Source organism: Thioalkalivibrio sp. ALE12 (assembly GCF_000381105.1).
Lineage (GTDB): Bacteria > Pseudomonadota > Gammaproteobacteria > Ectothiorhodospirales > Ectothiorhodospiraceae > Thioalkalivibrio.
Genome location: NZ_KB905905.1, coordinates 522558 through 536570, shown reverse-complemented (window position 1 = coordinate 536570; position 14013 = coordinate 522558). Strand labels below are relative to the sequence as shown.

Annotated in this window: 13 protein-coding genes; 12 read left to right on the top strand and 1 reads right to left on the bottom strand. The window is 68.5% G+C overall.

The features are described from left to right. The first annotated feature begins 31 nt into the window (after positions 1-31). From hscA to F614_RS0102395, 12 genes are all read left to right on the top strand, one after another. The gene (gene hscA / locus F614_RS0102450; protein WP_019592974.1) at positions 32-1915 is read left to right on the top strand and encodes a Fe-S protein assembly chaperone HscA; all 1884 of its coding nucleotides are present in this window, start codon (positions 32-34) and stop codon (positions 1913-1915) included. 4 nt (positions 1916-1919) lie between these two features. After that, a complete protein-coding gene (gene fdx / locus F614_RS0102445) occupies positions 1920-2258 on the top strand; it encodes an ISC system 2Fe-2S type ferredoxin (protein WP_018866823.1) in 339 nt (112 codons plus the stop codon). Positions 2259-2272: 14 nt separating this feature from the next. Next, entirely contained in the window at positions 2273-2476 is a 204-nt protein-coding gene (gene iscX / locus F614_RS0102440) for a Fe-S cluster assembly protein IscX (protein WP_018866822.1), read from the top strand. Positions 2477-2838: 362 nt separating this feature from the next. Further along, positions 2839-3270, top strand: a complete 432-nt coding sequence (ndk, locus tag F614_RS0102435; RefSeq protein ID WP_017942415.1) for a nucleoside-diphosphate kinase — start codon at positions 2839-2841, stop codon at positions 3268-3270. Between the two features lie 113 nt (positions 3271-3383). Then, positions 3384-4517, top strand: a complete 1134-nt coding sequence (locus tag F614_RS0102430) for a bifunctional tRNA (adenosine(37)-C2)-methyltransferase TrmG/ribosomal RNA large subunit methyltransferase RlmN (RefSeq protein ID WP_018866821.1) — start codon at positions 3384-3386, stop codon at positions 4515-4517. Continuing rightward, positions 4514-5284: a type IV pilus biogenesis/stability protein PilW gene (gene pilW / locus F614_RS0102425; protein ID WP_018866820.1), complete on the top strand. Its 771-nt coding sequence runs from the start codon at positions 4514-4516 to the stop codon at positions 5282-5284. Before F614_RS0102430 ends, pilW begins: the two co-directional genes overlap by 4 nt. Continuing rightward, positions 5281-6462 carry a helix-turn-helix domain-containing protein gene (locus F614_RS0102420; RefSeq protein WP_018866819.1) on the top strand — a complete coding sequence of 394 codons (1182 nt, stop codon included), beginning with the start codon at positions 5281-5283 and terminating at the stop codon, positions 6460-6462. Before pilW ends, F614_RS0102420 begins: the two co-directional genes overlap by 4 nt. A 44-nt stretch (positions 6463-6506) precedes the next feature. After that, entirely contained in the window at positions 6507-7787 is a 1281-nt protein-coding gene (gene hisS / locus F614_RS0102415) for a histidine--tRNA ligase (protein WP_018866818.1), read from the top strand. 37 nt (positions 7788-7824) lie between these two features. Beyond that, a complete protein-coding gene (locus F614_RS0102410; RefSeq protein WP_018866817.1) occupies positions 7825-8439 on the top strand; it encodes a tetratricopeptide repeat protein in 615 nt (204 codons plus the stop codon). Between the two features lie 289 nt (positions 8440-8728). Beyond that, on the top strand, positions 8729-9889 hold the full coding sequence (gene bamB, locus F614_RS0102405) for an outer membrane protein assembly factor BamB (RefSeq protein ID WP_018866816.1): 1161 nt from the start codon (positions 8729-8731) through the stop codon (positions 9887-9889). Positions 9890-9938: 49 nt separating this feature from the next. Beyond that, positions 9939-11399 (top strand): ribosome biogenesis GTPase Der, encoded by a 1461-nt coding sequence (gene der, locus F614_RS0102400; protein ID WP_018866815.1) that lies wholly within the window; start codon positions 9939-9941, stop codon positions 11397-11399. Between the two features lie 7 nt (positions 11400-11406). After that, positions 11407-12597 (top strand): aminotransferase class I/II-fold pyridoxal phosphate-dependent enzyme, encoded by a 1191-nt coding sequence (locus tag F614_RS0102395; RefSeq protein ID WP_018866814.1) that lies wholly within the window; start codon positions 11407-11409, stop codon positions 12595-12597. Positions 12598-12613: 16 nt separating this feature from the next. Here the strand turns inward: F614_RS0102395 and F614_RS0102390 are convergent, their stop codons facing one another. Next, positions 12614-14005: a sodium-dependent transporter gene (locus tag F614_RS0102390; RefSeq protein WP_018866813.1), complete on the bottom strand. Its 1392-nt coding sequence runs from the start codon at positions 14003-14005 to the stop codon at positions 12614-12616. Positions 14006-14013 lie beyond the last annotated feature (8 nt).

The following is a 14013-nucleotide window of genomic DNA, read 5'->3' as shown; positions in this document are numbered from 1 at the left end:
GCCGCGCCCGTGTGAAGGAGCCGAATACCCGATGGCGTTATTGCAGATCACCGAACCCGGAGCCGAGTCCGCGCCGCACCAGCGCCATCTCGCGGCCGGGATCGACCTCGGCACGACCCACTCGCTGGTCGCGACCGTGCGCAGCGGCGAGGCGGACACACTGCCCGACGAACAGGGTCGGCATATCCTGCCGTCGGTGGTGCACTATGCCGCGGATGCGGTGAGCGTGGGGCATGCGGCTGCCGAGCACGCCGCGGATGACCCGCACAACACCATCGCCTCGGTCAAAAGGCTCATCGGGCGCGGCGCGGCGGACGTCGCCACGCTGTCCGGCGAGCTGCCGTTCCGGCTGAAGACCGGCGAGTCCAGCGTGCCGCGCATCGAGACCGCCGCGGGCGACAAGACGGCGGTGGAGGTGTCCGCGGAGATCCTGCATACCCTGCGCCAGCGGGCCGAGGAGACCTTGGGCGACGAACTCGAAGGCGTGGTGATCACCGTGCCCGCGTACTTCGACGATGCCCAGCGCCAGGCCACGCGGGACGCCGCACAGCTGGCCGGCCTGAATGTCTTCCGCCTGATCAGCGAGCCGACCGCGGCGGCGGTCGCCTACGGACTGGACCAGGGCGAAGAGAACACCATTGCCGTCTATGACCTGGGCGGCGGTACCTTCGATATCTCCATCCTGCAGCTGCGCCGCGGGGTGTTCGAGGTGCTGGCGACCGGCGGTGATTCCGCCCTGGGCGGCGACGATATCGACCGCGCCATCGCCGACTGGCTGCTGAACCAGGCCGGCATGGCCGGCGAGACCGATCCGCAGCGCCTGCGCCGCGTGCTGCTGGCCGCCCGCCAGGCCAAGGAGGCCCTGACCGATGCCGCGCGTACCCCGGTCGAGGTCAGGCGCGCCGACGGCTCCACCTGGTCCGGCGAGCTGGATCGCGACACCCTGGTGGAGCTGGCGCGGCCGTTGCTGGAGCGCACCATGGCCGCCTGCCGGCAGGTGCTGGAGGATGCCGGGCTGGAGCCCGGCGCCATCGACGAGGTGGTGCTGGTGGGTGGTTCCACCCGCATGCCGGCAGTGCGCGAGGCGGTGGAGGGCTTCTTCGGCCGCACCCCGCACGCCGGCATCGACCCGGACCGCGTGGTCGCGATCGGGGCCGCGCAACAGGCGGACATCCTCGCCGGCAACAAGCCGGATACCGAACTGGTGCTGCTGGACGTGATCCCGCTGTCGCTGGGGCTGGAGACGATGGGCGGGCTGGTCGAGTTCATCGTCCCGCGCAACACCACCATCCCGGTCACGCGGGCGCAGGAGTTCACCACCTTCAAGGACGGCCAGACCGCGATGTCGCTGCACGTGGTGCAGGGCGAACGCGATGTGGTCGATGCCAACCGCTCGCTCGCCCGGTTCACATTGTCGGGCATCCCGCCGATGGTCGCGGGCGCTGCGCGCATTCGCGTGACCTTCCAGGTGGACGCCGACGGCCTGCTGAACGTAACGGCACGCGAGCAGACCCAGGGTGTGGAGGCGCATATCGAGGTCAAGCCGAGCTACGGCCTGACCGATTCCGAGATCGAGCAGATGTTGCGCGATTCCGCCTCCTCCGCGCGCGAGGACATGGAGGCGCGGCGCTTGCGCGAGGAACAGGTCGAGGCCGACCGCGTGCTCGAGGCGCTGGACGCCGCGCTGGAGACGGACGGTGACCGCTACCTCGAGGCCGCGGAACGCCAGACCATCGAGCAGGCGCGCGACGCCCTGCGCGCCGAACGCGAGAAGGGGGCCGACCCCGACGCCATCGAGGCGGCGCGCAAGCGCGTGGAGCAGGCCTCCGAGGCCTTTGTCGCGCGGCGCATGAATGACAGCATCCGGCGCGCGCTCGCCGGACACAACGTTAGCGAATACGACGCAGGGAACTGACACCATGCCCCAGGTAATCTTTCTGCCCCACGAGGAAATCTGCCCGGAGGGGGCCTCCATCGAGGCCGAGCCGGGCATCAGCATCTGCGATCTCGCCCTGAAAAACGGGATCGAGATCGAACACGCCTGCGAGAAGTCCTGTGCCTGCACGACCTGCCACGTCTACGTGCGCGAGGGGCTGGACAGTCTGGAGGAGGCCACCGAGGACGAAGAGGACATGCTCGACAAGGCCTGGGGCCTGGAGCCGGACTCGCGGCTGTCCTGCCAGGCGATCGTCGCGGACACGGACCTCGTGGTGGAACTGCCGAAGTACACCATCAATCAGGTCTCCGAGAACCACTGAGCGAGGGAAAGGCGATGAAGTGGACCGATACCCAGGAAATCGCGATGCAGCTGGCCGACGAACACCCGGACGTCGACCCGCGCAACATCAACTTCGTGGACCTGCGCCAGTGGGTGATGAACCTGCCGGACTTCGACGATGACCCCAACCGCTCCGGCGAGCGCATCCTCGAGGCGATCCAGGCCGCCTGGATGGACGAGGCCGACGTCGACGACTGAAGACCCAAGCCTGGTTTCGTATCAGCGCCCTGAAGGTCAAGAGCGGTTCACAGGAAGGTTTGAAGATTGGAAGAATTCAACGGTGCTTCGCCCCGGCAAGAGCCACCCGATCGCCACACATAATGATTCCTTCCAGTCTTCCCATCTTCCTGTGAGTCGCTTTTGACCTTCGGTACGACGCTGGCGGTGCACTAAGGTCTTGGCGCGGTCGATTGCCGTGGGCGTGGGAGGTCGATAGACTACGCGCCGCACGTTGTGTCCGCGTTGATTTTGCGTTGGGAACCCGCTGTTCAGCGGGTTCTCTCGTTTTCAGGGCGGGCCCGGCGACCGATCTTCAAACCCAGTAGCAGGAGAGCCGCCCCATGGCCGTTGAACGCACCCTTTCCATCATCAAGCCCGACGCCGTTGCCAAGAACGCGATCGGCGACATCATCGGCCGCTTCGAGAAGGCCGGCCTGAAGGTCGTGGGCGCGCGCATGATGCACCTGAGCCGCGAACAGGCCGAAGGCTTCTACGACGTGCACAAGGAACGCCCGTTCTTCAACGATCTGGTTGAGTTCATGATCTCCGGCCCGGTGCTGGTTCAGGTCCTCGAAGGCGAGGACGCCATCGCCAAGAACCGCGACATCATGGGCGCGACCAACCCGAAGGAAGCGGCCCCGGGCACCATCCGCGCCGATTTCGCCGTCTCCATCGACGAGAACGCCGTGCACGGCTCCGATGCCCCGGAGACCGCCGAGCGCGAGATCGCCTTCTTCTTCGGTGACGACGGCGTCTGCCCGCGCACCCGCTAAGACGGTCCGCACCGCATGTGCTGCGGGGCCCGGTTGCACCGTGCACCGGGCCCCGTAGGCAGGCATCCCTTCGGCACAGTACACTAGGGGACTTGAGCCAACCGGTCCCTGATATGGCAAGCGCATCCTCCACCCCCCTGAATCTGCTGGGCTACAGCCACCAACAGCTTGTCGAGCTGCTGGCGCAGTGGGGTGAACCGCGTTTTCGTGCCACCCAGCTCGTCAAGTGGATCCATCAGCGCGGGGTCACCGACTTCGAGCAGATGACCGACGTCTCGCGCAAGCTGCGCGAGCGCCTGGCGCGCGAGACCGAGATCCGCGTCCCCGAGATCGGGCTGGAAAAGGCCTCCGCCGACGGCACCGTCAAGTGGGTGCTGCGGCTCCCCGACGGCAATGCCATCGAGACCGTCTTCATCCCCGAGGGCGGGCGCGGCACGCTGTGCATCTCCTCCCAGGTCGGCTGCGCGCTCGACTGCACCTTCTGTTCCACCGCTCAGCAGGGTTTTAACCGCAACCTGACCAGCGCCGAGATCATCGGCCAGGTGTGGCTGGCCATGCAGCGCCTGCCGGCGCCGGAAGGGCGCAAGCGGGCGGTGAGCAACGTGGTGCTGATGGGGATGGGCGAGCCGCTGGCCAACTTCGACGCGGTCGTGCCGGCCTGCCAGCTCATGACCGACGACAACGCCTACGGCCTGAGCCGGCGGCGCGTGACCCTGTCCACTTCCGGTCTGGTGCCGGCGCTGGATCGTCTGAGCGAACACACGGATGTCGCGCTGGCCGTCAGTCTGCACGCGCCGAATGATGCGCTGCGCGACCGTCTAGTGCCGATCAACCGCAAGTACCCGATCGCCGAGCTGCTGGACAGCTGTCGCCGCTATGTGGAGGCGACCGATGCCCACAGCGGCGTGACCTTCGAATACGTGCTGCTGGCCGGGGTCAACGACCAGCCGGAACATGCCAACGAGCTCGCCGGACTGTTGCGCGGTATTCCCGGCAAGATCAACCTGATCCCGTTCAATCCGTTCCCGGGGGCCCCGTTCGACCGCCCGCGGGAGGCCGATGTGCTGGCCTTTGAACGACGGCTGCAAAAGGCCGGCTACGTCACCACCGTGCGGCGTACCCGCGGGGATGACATCGATGCCGCCTGCGGCCAGCTGGTGGGCCAGGTCGAGGACCGTACCAATCGCGGGATGCGCATGTTCCGCCTGCACGCCGAATTGCCACAGACGGATCGGAGGGCTTCATGACGGGACGCGCGGGTTGGCGCCTCGCCGCGGCGTTGACGCTGGCGCTGGTGCTGGGGGGCTGTGCCGCCACGGCCGACCGGCCGGTGTCCGGCGAGCGCGAGGAGGCCGCCGAGGTGCACGCCGAGCTCGGGATCGGGTATCTGCGCGAGGGCGAGTTCGAACAGGCCGAACGCAACCTGCGTCGGGCGCTGGACTATGACCCCGGCGATGCCCTGGCCAATATCGGCATGGCCGCGGTCCTCGAGCGCAAGGGCCAGCTGGATCGCGCCGAGGAACATTACCGCCGGGCCCTGCGCCGTGACGAGGGCAACCCCTTCGCCCAGACCAACCTGGGGGCGTTGTTGTGCAGCCGCGAGGAATTCGACGAGGCGCAGGCCCTGTTCGCGCGCGCCATCGACAATCCGGATTATGACCGCCGCGACATCGCCTACATGAACTCCGGCGTCTGCCACGCCGATGCGGGCGATACCGAGCAGGCGGAGCGCCAGCTCCGTCAAGCGCTGGAGATCAATCCCGGCTATCCCCGCGCGCTGCTGGAGATGGCCCGGCTGACCTACCAGGACGGCCGGCCGATGCAGACCCGCGCCTTCCTGCAGCGGCTGGACAGCCAGGGTATCGAGAGCGCCGAGACCCTTCTGCTGTGCTATCAGGCCGAAACCGCGCTGGGCAACAGCCGCGCGGCCAATGCCTGCGCCGAGCGCCTGAGCCGTCAGCATCCGGACAGCGACGAGATGACCGAGTTGCGGCGTCTGGAGCGTGAAGGATGAGTGATCCGCGCGACAAGGAACCGGACCTGGGGCGGGTCGAGGACGTTGACGATTCGACCACCAACGTCGCCCCCCTGCGTACCGAGGGGAGCGACCCGGACCCCGAGCCGTCGTTCTCGGCCGCGCACGGCCTGACCACGCGCGACCGGCCCGCCGAGGCCGAGGCAGAGACGCCCGGGGGCGAGAACGAGCCCGGTGCGAGTCTGCGCCGTGCCCGCGAGGCCGCGGGCCTCGATACCGCGACCCTGGCCAGTCGGATCCACCTCGGGCGCGGCACACTGGAAGATCTCGAGGCCAATCGCTTTCATCACATGCCGCCGGCCTACGTACGCGGGTACCTGCGCTCCTGTGCCCGCGAGCTGGGGGTGGACGCGGGACCCTGGATCCAGTCGTTCGAACAGCACGGGCTGGTGGATCCCGAGCTGCAGGCGGTCGCGACTCCCTCGGCGCGGGCACGCCGGCGCCGCCGCAGCCGCGGGATCTACTGGCTGGCACTGTTGCTGCTTGTGGCCCTGCTGGGGCTCGGGGTCTATGCCTGGAACGAGCGCACGGGCGCGCTCGGCCTGCCGTCTATCAACCTTGGGGATGCCCGGGAGGCTGTACAGGGCCTTGCGGATCCGGCGCTGACGGACGAGGAACCGGCCGTGGTGCCGGATGGTGAAGCCGCGCCCCCGGAAGCGCTCCCGACCGAGGGCGGAGCGGAGGATAGCGCGGCGGCCGAGGCCGCCGAAGCCGAGCCCATCGAGTCGGGCGAGAGTACCCCTGACACTGGCATCGAGGATGGCCAGACCCTCGCGATCACGCCCGAGTCCCTGACCGAGCGCGTGGCCGTGCCGGAGGAACCGGTCACGCCCGAGGTCGCGTCCGAGATCGCCTCGCTGCCGGAGGCCGAGGCTCCGGCCGAGACGTCGCCGGCCCCGGCGGACACCGCCGGGGGCGCCGAGCTGGTGCTGGAGTTCTCCGAAACCTCCTGGGTGGAGATCCGCGACGCCGCTGACGAGGTCGTCCTGACCGGCGTCCTCAGTTCGGGGGATCGCGAGACGCTGCGCCTGGAATTGCCAGGCCGTGTGATCCTCGGCAACGCCGAGGGGGTCTCGCTGACACTGGATGGCACGCCCGTCGATCTCGAGCCGCATATCCGGAGCGACCGCACCGCGCGCTTCGACCTGGAAGGCTGACGCGGGATCTGCCCGCGCGGCCATCACGTACAAGAAAAGACATCATGAAAGCGATCAAGTCGATCCGCGGGATGCACGACATCCTGCCCGAGTCCGTTCACGTCTGGCAGCACCTGGAAGACACGCTGCGCGAGGTCCTGGAGGGCTACGGCTACCATGAAATCCGCATGCCGATCGTCGAGGCGACCGAGCTGTTCAAGCGTTCCATCGGGGATGTCACGGACATCGTCGAGAAGGAGATGTACACCTTCGATGACCGCAACGGCGACAGCCTGAGCCTGCGCCCCGAGGGCACGGCCAGTTGCGTGCGCGCGGGGATCCAGCACGGGCTGCTGCACAACCAGGTGCAGCGGCTGTGGTATCTGGGGCCGATGTTCCGCCACGAGCGGCCGCAGAAGGGGCGGTACCGCCAGTTCCACCAGGTCGGGGTCGAGGTCTTCGGTCTGCCGGGGCCGGATGTGGACGCCGAGATGCTGGCGATGACCGCGCGCCTGTGGCGCATGCTGGGGCTGGCCAACGTGCGCCTGGAGCTGAACACCCTGGGGACGCCGGAAAGCCGCCGCCGGTACCGCGACCATCTGATCGCCTATTTCGAACAGCACCGGGAGGCCCTGGACGAGGAGGCGCAGCGTCGGCTCTACGACAACCCGATGCGCATCCTCGACAGCAAGCACCCGGAAACCCGTGCGATCGTCGTCAACGCCCCCAGCCTGATGGACGACCTCGACGAGGCCTCCCGTGCCCATTTCGATGCCCTGTGCGCGCACCTCGATGCGCTGGGCATCCCCTACGAGCACAATCCGCGACTGGTGCGCGGGCTCGATTACTATACGCACACCGTGTTCGAGTGGATCACCGACGATCTCGGTGCCCAGGGCACGGTCTGCGCCGGGGGCCGGTACGATGGCCTGGTCGAACAGCTGGGCGGGCGCGGGACCCCGGCCATCGGCATGGCCATGGGCCTGGAACGCCTGGTGGCGTTGCTGGAGGCCCGCGAAGAGGCCCCCGCGGCACCCGGGCCGGATGCCTACCTGATCGTCGGGGGCGACGAACTGGTGGGGCCGGCGCTGCAACTGGCCGAGGCGCTGCGTGGCGAGCTGCCCGGCTTGCGCCTGGTCCAGCACTGTGGCGGCGGCAGCTTCAAGTCGCAGATGAAGCGGGCCGATCGCCTCGGCGCCCACTACGCCCTGGTCCTCGGGAGTGACGAGCACGCCGCGGGCACCGTGACGGTGAAGCCGTTAAGATCGCAGGGAGGCGAGCAGGTAGCCGTGGAGCGTACCGCACTGGCCGATCATCTCCGTACAGCGCTGGCGCAGCGGTCGTAACCGCGCCAGCGCGGATCCAGCAAGAACAAGGAACAGCATGAGCGATCTCACCGACGAAGAAAAAGCCGAACGCATCAAACAGTGGTGGGCGGACAACGGCCTTGCGATCGTGGCTGGCCTGGTCCTCGGGGTCGCCGGCCTGTTCGGCTGGAACTGGTGGAGCGATCGGGAAGAAACCCGCGCCCAGGCGGCCTCCGAGATGTATCAGGCCCTGCAGGTGGCCGGCCAGACCGGGCAGACCGATCGCGCCCAGGAACTGGCCGATGCGATCATCGAGCAGGGCCGGGGCACGCCATACCGTGCGCTGGCCTGGGTCTACCGCGCGGATGTCGCCATTGCCCAGGACGATCACGACACGGCGATCAGCGCCCTGCAGGCCGCGCGCGACGCGGCCCCCGATCGGGGCTACCGCGAGGTGCTGACCCTGCGTCTCGCGCGCCAGATGATCCTGGCCGAGCGTCTGGACGACGCCGAGACCACCCTCGCGGATGTGCGCAGTGAGGCCTTCAACGGCCTGAAGCGCGAGCTGCAGGGCGATCTCGCCCGTGCTCGCGGCGATCGCGAGGGCGCCCGGGAACATTACGAGGCGGCCCTGGACGCGGGCCACAGCCCCGAATATCTGCGCCTGAAATACGAAGAGCTTTCCGTTTGAATGAGGGGGGCGGAGTCTGTCGGACTTGGAACTGATCGGCTGCGCGCGTGGGAGAACGGCCCCTTTTTCCGCTCTCTCTCGTTACATAGTGCCCACTATGCGCCTCGAGAGACCGAAAAAATGGACTCGCTCTCCCGCCACGCTCGCGACGATCGCCCGAATCCGACAGACTCCTGGGCCGCCCGTCGTTCGCGCGCACCCGCGACACGAACGCGAGTGCGTACATAAACCCTTGTTTCCTTAGAGGATCTGTCGCCCGATGTCAGTGCCTTACCTTGCAAGTCCGGCCATGCGTCTGCTGATTGCCGGCGCCCTGATCCTGTCCCTCAGCGCCTGCGGGCTGTGGCAGCGTGATACCACCGAGCCCCCGGCCGAACTGCCGGAGTTCGAGGCGGAGGGACAGCCGGAACGGCTGTGGTCGCGCTCGGTGGGCAGCGGCGGCGAGCGTTTCCTGTGGCAGGTCTACCCGGGGATCACCGACGACCTTGTGGTGATGACCGACGCCAGTGGACGTGTCTCCGGGCTGAATCCGGAGAGTGGCAGCCAGCGCTGGCAGGTGCGCCTGGACGACGCCCGAGTCTCGGCCGGTGTCGGAGTTGGCGAAGACCTCGCGGTGGTCGGGACCCTGGACGGCTATGCGATCGGTGTGGACCTGGAAGGGGGCGGGGAACGCTGGCGCGCCGCGCTGTCCAGCGAGGTGCTGGCAGTCTCGGACGTCGCTGGCGGGCTGGTGGTCGTGCGCACCAATGACGGCCGCCTGCATGCGCTGGACGCCGCCTCGGGCGCGACCCAGTGGACCGCGCTGCGGACCACGCCCTCGCTGAGCCTGCGCGGCGCCCAGCGCCCGCAGATCACCTCCGGACGCGTGCTGGCCGGTTTCGACAACGGGCGCCTGTTGATGCTGGGGCTTAATCGCGGCAATGTCCTGTGGGAGACCACGCTGGGCATCCCCAGTGGTCGCACCGAGGTCGAGCGCATGGTGGACGTGGACGGCCATATCCCGCTGTATCGCGGTGCGGCCATTGCCGCGAGCTATCAGGGCCGTCTGGCCGCGCTGGATCTGAATTCCGGCGAGCTCTTCTGGACCCGCGATTTCTCGTCCTACCAGGGCGCGGACGTGGACACCGACTCCGACGTGCTGGTGGTGACCGATGCCGAGAGCCACGTGTGGGGCCTGCAGCCGCGCAGTGGCGGCGACCTGTGGCAGATGGACGGGCTGCGCCTGCGCGGGGTCACGGCGCCGGTCGTGGTGGGACCGCATGCGATCGTCGGCGATTACGAGGGCTACCTGCACTGGATCGATCTCGAGGATGGGCGCATCGTCGCGCGGCTGCGCGCGAGCTCGGGTTCCGTGGTGACCCGCCCGACGCTGGTCAACGGGACGCTGTACGTGGTGACCGACAACGGGCAACTGACCGCGGTGAACCCCGCGATCCGGGGCGCCGAGTGAGCCCGCTTAGGCCAGCCGCCTCTGGGTACCGCGGGGGTCGGGAACACCGATGATCCCGGTGATCGCGCTGGTCGGGCGCCCCAACGTCGGGAAGTCCACCCTGTTCAATCAGCTCACGCGCTCGCGTGATGCCCTGGTGGCCGATGTCGCGGGGCTCACACGGGATCGCCAGTACGGGATCGGCAAGGTGGGCGATTTCCCCTACCTGGTGGTGGACACCGGCGGCCTGTCGGGCGAGGGCGCGGAAATGGACCGCGCGATGGCCGAGCAGACTCGGCGCGCGGTGGCCGAGGCCGATCACGTGCTGTTCCTGGTGGACGCCCGCGATGGCCTGACGCCGCAGGACCAGGTCATCGCCGACCAGCTGCGGGCGGCCGGCGTGAAGGCCCGGGTGGTGGTGAACAAGACCGACGGCCTGGATGCCGACTCCGTCAGTGCCGAATTCTACGCGCTGGGTCTGGGCTCGATCACGGCCATCGCGGCCGCCCACGGGCGGGGCGTCCAGGGCCTGATGCAGGGCGTGCGCAAGGACGTGGCGGCGGCGCGTCGCGCGGCGCTGGAGGCCGGCGGCGTTGAGGCCAGTGAAGCGGCGTCCAGCGACGGGCTCGACGAAGCCTCGCAGCAGGCGGCCCTGGACGACTGGCCGGGCATCCGCGTGGCGATTGTCGGGCGGCCCAATGTCGGCAAGTCCACCCTGGTCAACCGCATCCTTGGTGACGAGCGCGTGGTGGCCACCGATGTCGCCGGGACCACCCGCGACAGCATCTTCGTACCCTTCGAGCGTGACGGCACCGACTACACCCTGATCGATACCGCCGGTGTGCGGCGCCGGGCGCGGGTGCACGAGGTGATCGAGAAATTCAGCGTGATCAAGACGCTGCAGGCCATCGAGGCCGCCCACGTGGTGATCCTGGTGGTCGATGCCCAGTCCGGGCTGTCGGACCAGGATTCGCACCTGCTGGGCATGGTGATCGAGGCAGGGCGCGCGCTGGTGCTGGCGGTCAACAAGTGGGACGGCATGGAGGACCATGCGCGCGAGCGCATCCGGGACGAGCTGGACCGCCGCCTGGGCTTTGTCGACTTCGCCCGCATGCGCCTGATCTCCGCGTTGCACGGCACCAATGTCGGGCACCTGCTGGATGATGTGCGCGAGGCGCATGCCAGCGCCTTTCGCAAGGTCTCCACGCCGGAACTCACGCGCCTGCTCGAGGCCGCGGTGGCGGAGCATGCGCCGCCCATGGTCAGCGGTCGCCGGATCAAGCTGCGCTACGCCCATCAGGGCGGGCAGAATCCGCCGGTGATCGTGGTCCACGGCAACCAGACCGATTCTCTGCCGGGCAGCTACAAGCGCTACCTGGAAAACTTCTTCCGCAAGCACCTCAAGCTGGTCGGGACGCCCCTGCGCCTGGAGTTCCGGTCCGGTCGCAATCCGTATGCCGGCCGGCGCAACAAGCTGACTCCGCGGCAGCAGCAAAAGCGCAAGCGCCTGATGCGGCACGTGCGCCGCTGAGTCGAGGATGACCTCGGCGCCTTTCGCCAGCCCGGCCCATGACCCGGACCTGTCGGCATTCGCCAGGGTGGTCGAGCCGTTCCGCGTGATGGACATCCTCGCCCGTGCCCAGGAGGCCGAGCGCGACGGGCGCGATATCATCCATCTGGAGGTCGGGGAGCCGGACTTCCCGACGCCGCCGCCGGTGATTGCCGCCGGTCGTGCGGCGCTGGCCGCCGGGGATACGCGCTACACCCCCGCCCACGGGACCCGCGCGCTGCGCGAGGCACTGGCCGCCGACTACCGTCGGCGCCACGGTGCCGATGTGGATCCCGAGCGGATCGTGATCACGGCGGGCGCGTCGGCGGCGATCCTGCTGGCCCTGGCCGCCGGGGTGAACCCGGGCGAGGAGGTCCTGCTGCCAGACCCGGGCTACGCCTGCAACCGGCAGTTCGTCGCCGCGCGTGGCGCGCTGCCCGTGGGCCTGCCGGTGCACGCCGAGGATGCCTTCCAGCCGACGCCCGAGGCCATCGCCGGGGCATGGCACGCGAACACCCGGGCGGTGCTGCTGGGTTCCCCGGCGAACCCGACCGGGACCTGCCTGTCGCGCGAACGCCTGACCGCGATCGTCGAGGTCGTGCGCGAACGCGGCGGGCTGGTGATCATGGACGAGATCTACGCCCAGATTGTCTTTGACCGCCCCGAGCCCAGTGCCGCGGCCGGCTTCCCGGACGTGGTGGTGATCAACTCCTTCTCCAAGTACTTCGCGATGACCGGCTGGCGCCTGGGCTGGATGGTGGTGCCCGAGACCTGGGTGGACCCGGTGCGCCGCCTGGCGCAGAACCTGTTCGTGGCCCCGGCCACGATGGCCCAGACGGCGGCACTGGAGGCCTTCACCCCGGCGACCGAGGCACTGCTGCAGACGCAGGTGCGCGAGCTGGAACAGCGGCGCGACGTGCTCCTGGACGCGCTCCCGGGGCTCGGGCTCGCGGTCCAGGCCCGTCCGGAAGGGGCGTTCTACATCTATGCCGACTGTACCGCCCACGGAGCGGACTCCGAGGCGCTTTGCGCACGCATTCTCGACCAGGCCGGCGTGGCCCTGACGCCGGGTACGGATTTCAGCCCGACCCGCGGGCGCGACTATCTGCGGATCGCCTATACCCAGTCGGAGACCCGACTGCGCGAGGCCGTGGAGAGACTGCAGACCCTGCTGGGTTAGTTACCCCAGTATTTCCCTAAAGGCGGGGCAGGTGGCTGCCGAAGGACGAGAGCTGCCAGAACAGCAGCAGGAGTGCGGCGGGGGCCACGAAACGCAGGGTCCAGCGCCAGGTGGCCAGGACAAGCGGCCGGTGCGGCAGCTCCTGCGCCGCGATGTGCGCCGGGACCACCCAGCCTGCGAACACCGCGATCATCAGCCCGGAAAGGGGCAGCAGGATATTGATCGAGGTGTGTTCCAGCAGGTGGTAAAGCGTTGGCAGTTCGCGCCCAAGTAGCGTGATATCGATTTGCGCCCATTCCGCCCCGCTGAAGGAAAAAATGGTGATCAGGCTGCACGCCCCGATGCTCAGCGTGGCCGTAAGGGACGCCCACCAGTGCCCAAGCCCGAAACGTTCGTGGAGCAGGTGCACGAAGACCTGAACGCCGGTGATCATCGTGCCGAAGGCGGCAAGGCCCAGCATGACGAAGAACAGCACGGTCAGGAGCGCGCCGGCCGGGATCGCGCTGAGCGCCAGGGGCAGGGCTTCGAACATCAGAGCGGGGCCGGCCGTGGGATCGAGATCGAAGGCGAATACAACGGGAAAGATCGCGAGCCCCGCGGTCAGGGCAATCAGGGTGTCCGCGATTGCGATGCCGGCGGCGGTGCCGCCGATCGAGATCTCCTGTGGCAGGTAGGCCCCGAACATCATCAGCACGCCGGCCGCGAGGGTCATGGTAAAGAAGGCATGACCGACGGCGATCAGCAGGCTGCGCGGCTCCAGTGCCGCGAAATCGGGCCAAAACATGAAGGCGGCCGCGCTGCGGACGTCGCCGATCCACAGGCCGCTGGCCATTGCCAGCAACAACAGCGCGAACAGAAGGGGCATCAGGACGCTGACGCCGCGTTCCAGGCCGCCGCGCAGCCCCAGGCCGAGGATCAGAAAGGTGGCACCGATCCCGAAGGCCGTCCACGACAGCATTCCGCTGGCCGAGGTGGTGGTGGCCACGAAGACCGCCCGTACCTGTTCGCCATCGGCCTGGGAAAAGGCCCCGGCCGCCGCCTGCGGGATGTAGGAAAACACCCACCCCGCCACCACCACATAAAAGCCCATGATCACGAATGACGCTAGGATCCCGATCCAGCCCACCATCTGCCAGCCATCGTGCGCCCGACTCTCGCGGGCTACGGCCAGCGCCGCATAGCCCGGTGACCGGCGCCCGCGCCGGCCGATCATGACCTCGGCCATCATGACCGGGATACCGATTACGGCAATCGCCGCGAGGTAGACCAGCAGGAACGCACCCCCGCCGTTCTCGCCCAGGATATAGGGGAACTTCCAGATGTTGCCCAGGCCGACGGCCGAGGCAGTGGCGGCCAGCACGAAGGCATAGGCGTGCCGCCAGCGGATGCGGGTGGCGGTGATATCCATGCCGCGCG

Bases quoted from the DNA above. Each gene is read 5' to 3' on its own strand.
- hscA (WP_019592974.1), top strand. From the start codon at position 32: ATGGCGTTATTGCAGATCACCGAACCCGGAGCCGAGTCCGCGCCGCAC.
- pilW (WP_018866820.1), top strand. From the start codon at position 4,514: ATGACGGGACGCGCGGGTTGGCGCCTCGCCGCGGCGTTGACGCTGGCG.
- F614_RS0102395 (WP_018866814.1), top strand. From the start codon at position 11,407: ATGACCTCGGCGCCTTTCGCCAGCCCGGCCCATGACCCGGACCTGTCG.
- der (WP_018866815.1), top strand. From the start codon at position 9,939: ATGATCCCGGTGATCGCGCTGGTCGGGCGCCCCAACGTCGGGAAGTCC.
- fdx (WP_018866823.1), top strand. From the start codon at position 1,920: ATGCCCCAGGTAATCTTTCTGCCCCACGAGGAAATCTGCCCGGAGGGG.
- ndk (WP_017942415.1), top strand. From the start codon at position 2,839: ATGGCCGTTGAACGCACCCTTTCCATCATCAAGCCCGACGCCGTTGCC.
- hisS (WP_018866818.1), top strand. From the start codon at position 6,507: ATGAAAGCGATCAAGTCGATCCGCGGGATGCACGACATCCTGCCCGAG.
- F614_RS0102430 (WP_018866821.1), top strand. From the start codon at position 3,384: ATGGCAAGCGCATCCTCCACCCCCCTGAATCTGCTGGGCTACAGCCAC.
- F614_RS0102420 (WP_018866819.1), top strand. From the start codon at position 5,281: ATGAGTGATCCGCGCGACAAGGAACCGGACCTGGGGCGGGTCGAGGAC.
- F614_RS0102410 (WP_018866817.1), top strand. From the start codon at position 7,825: ATGAGCGATCTCACCGACGAAGAAAAAGCCGAACGCATCAAACAGTGG.
- F614_RS0102390 (WP_018866813.1), bottom strand. From the start codon at position 14,005: ATGGATATCACCGCCACCCGCATCCGCTGGCGGCACGCCTATGCCTTC.
- iscX (WP_018866822.1), top strand. From the start codon at position 2,273: ATGAAGTGGACCGATACCCAGGAAATCGCGATGCAGCTGGCCGACGAA.
- bamB (WP_018866816.1), top strand. From the start codon at position 8,729: ATGCGTCTGCTGATTGCCGGCGCCCTGATCCTGTCCCTCAGCGCCTGC.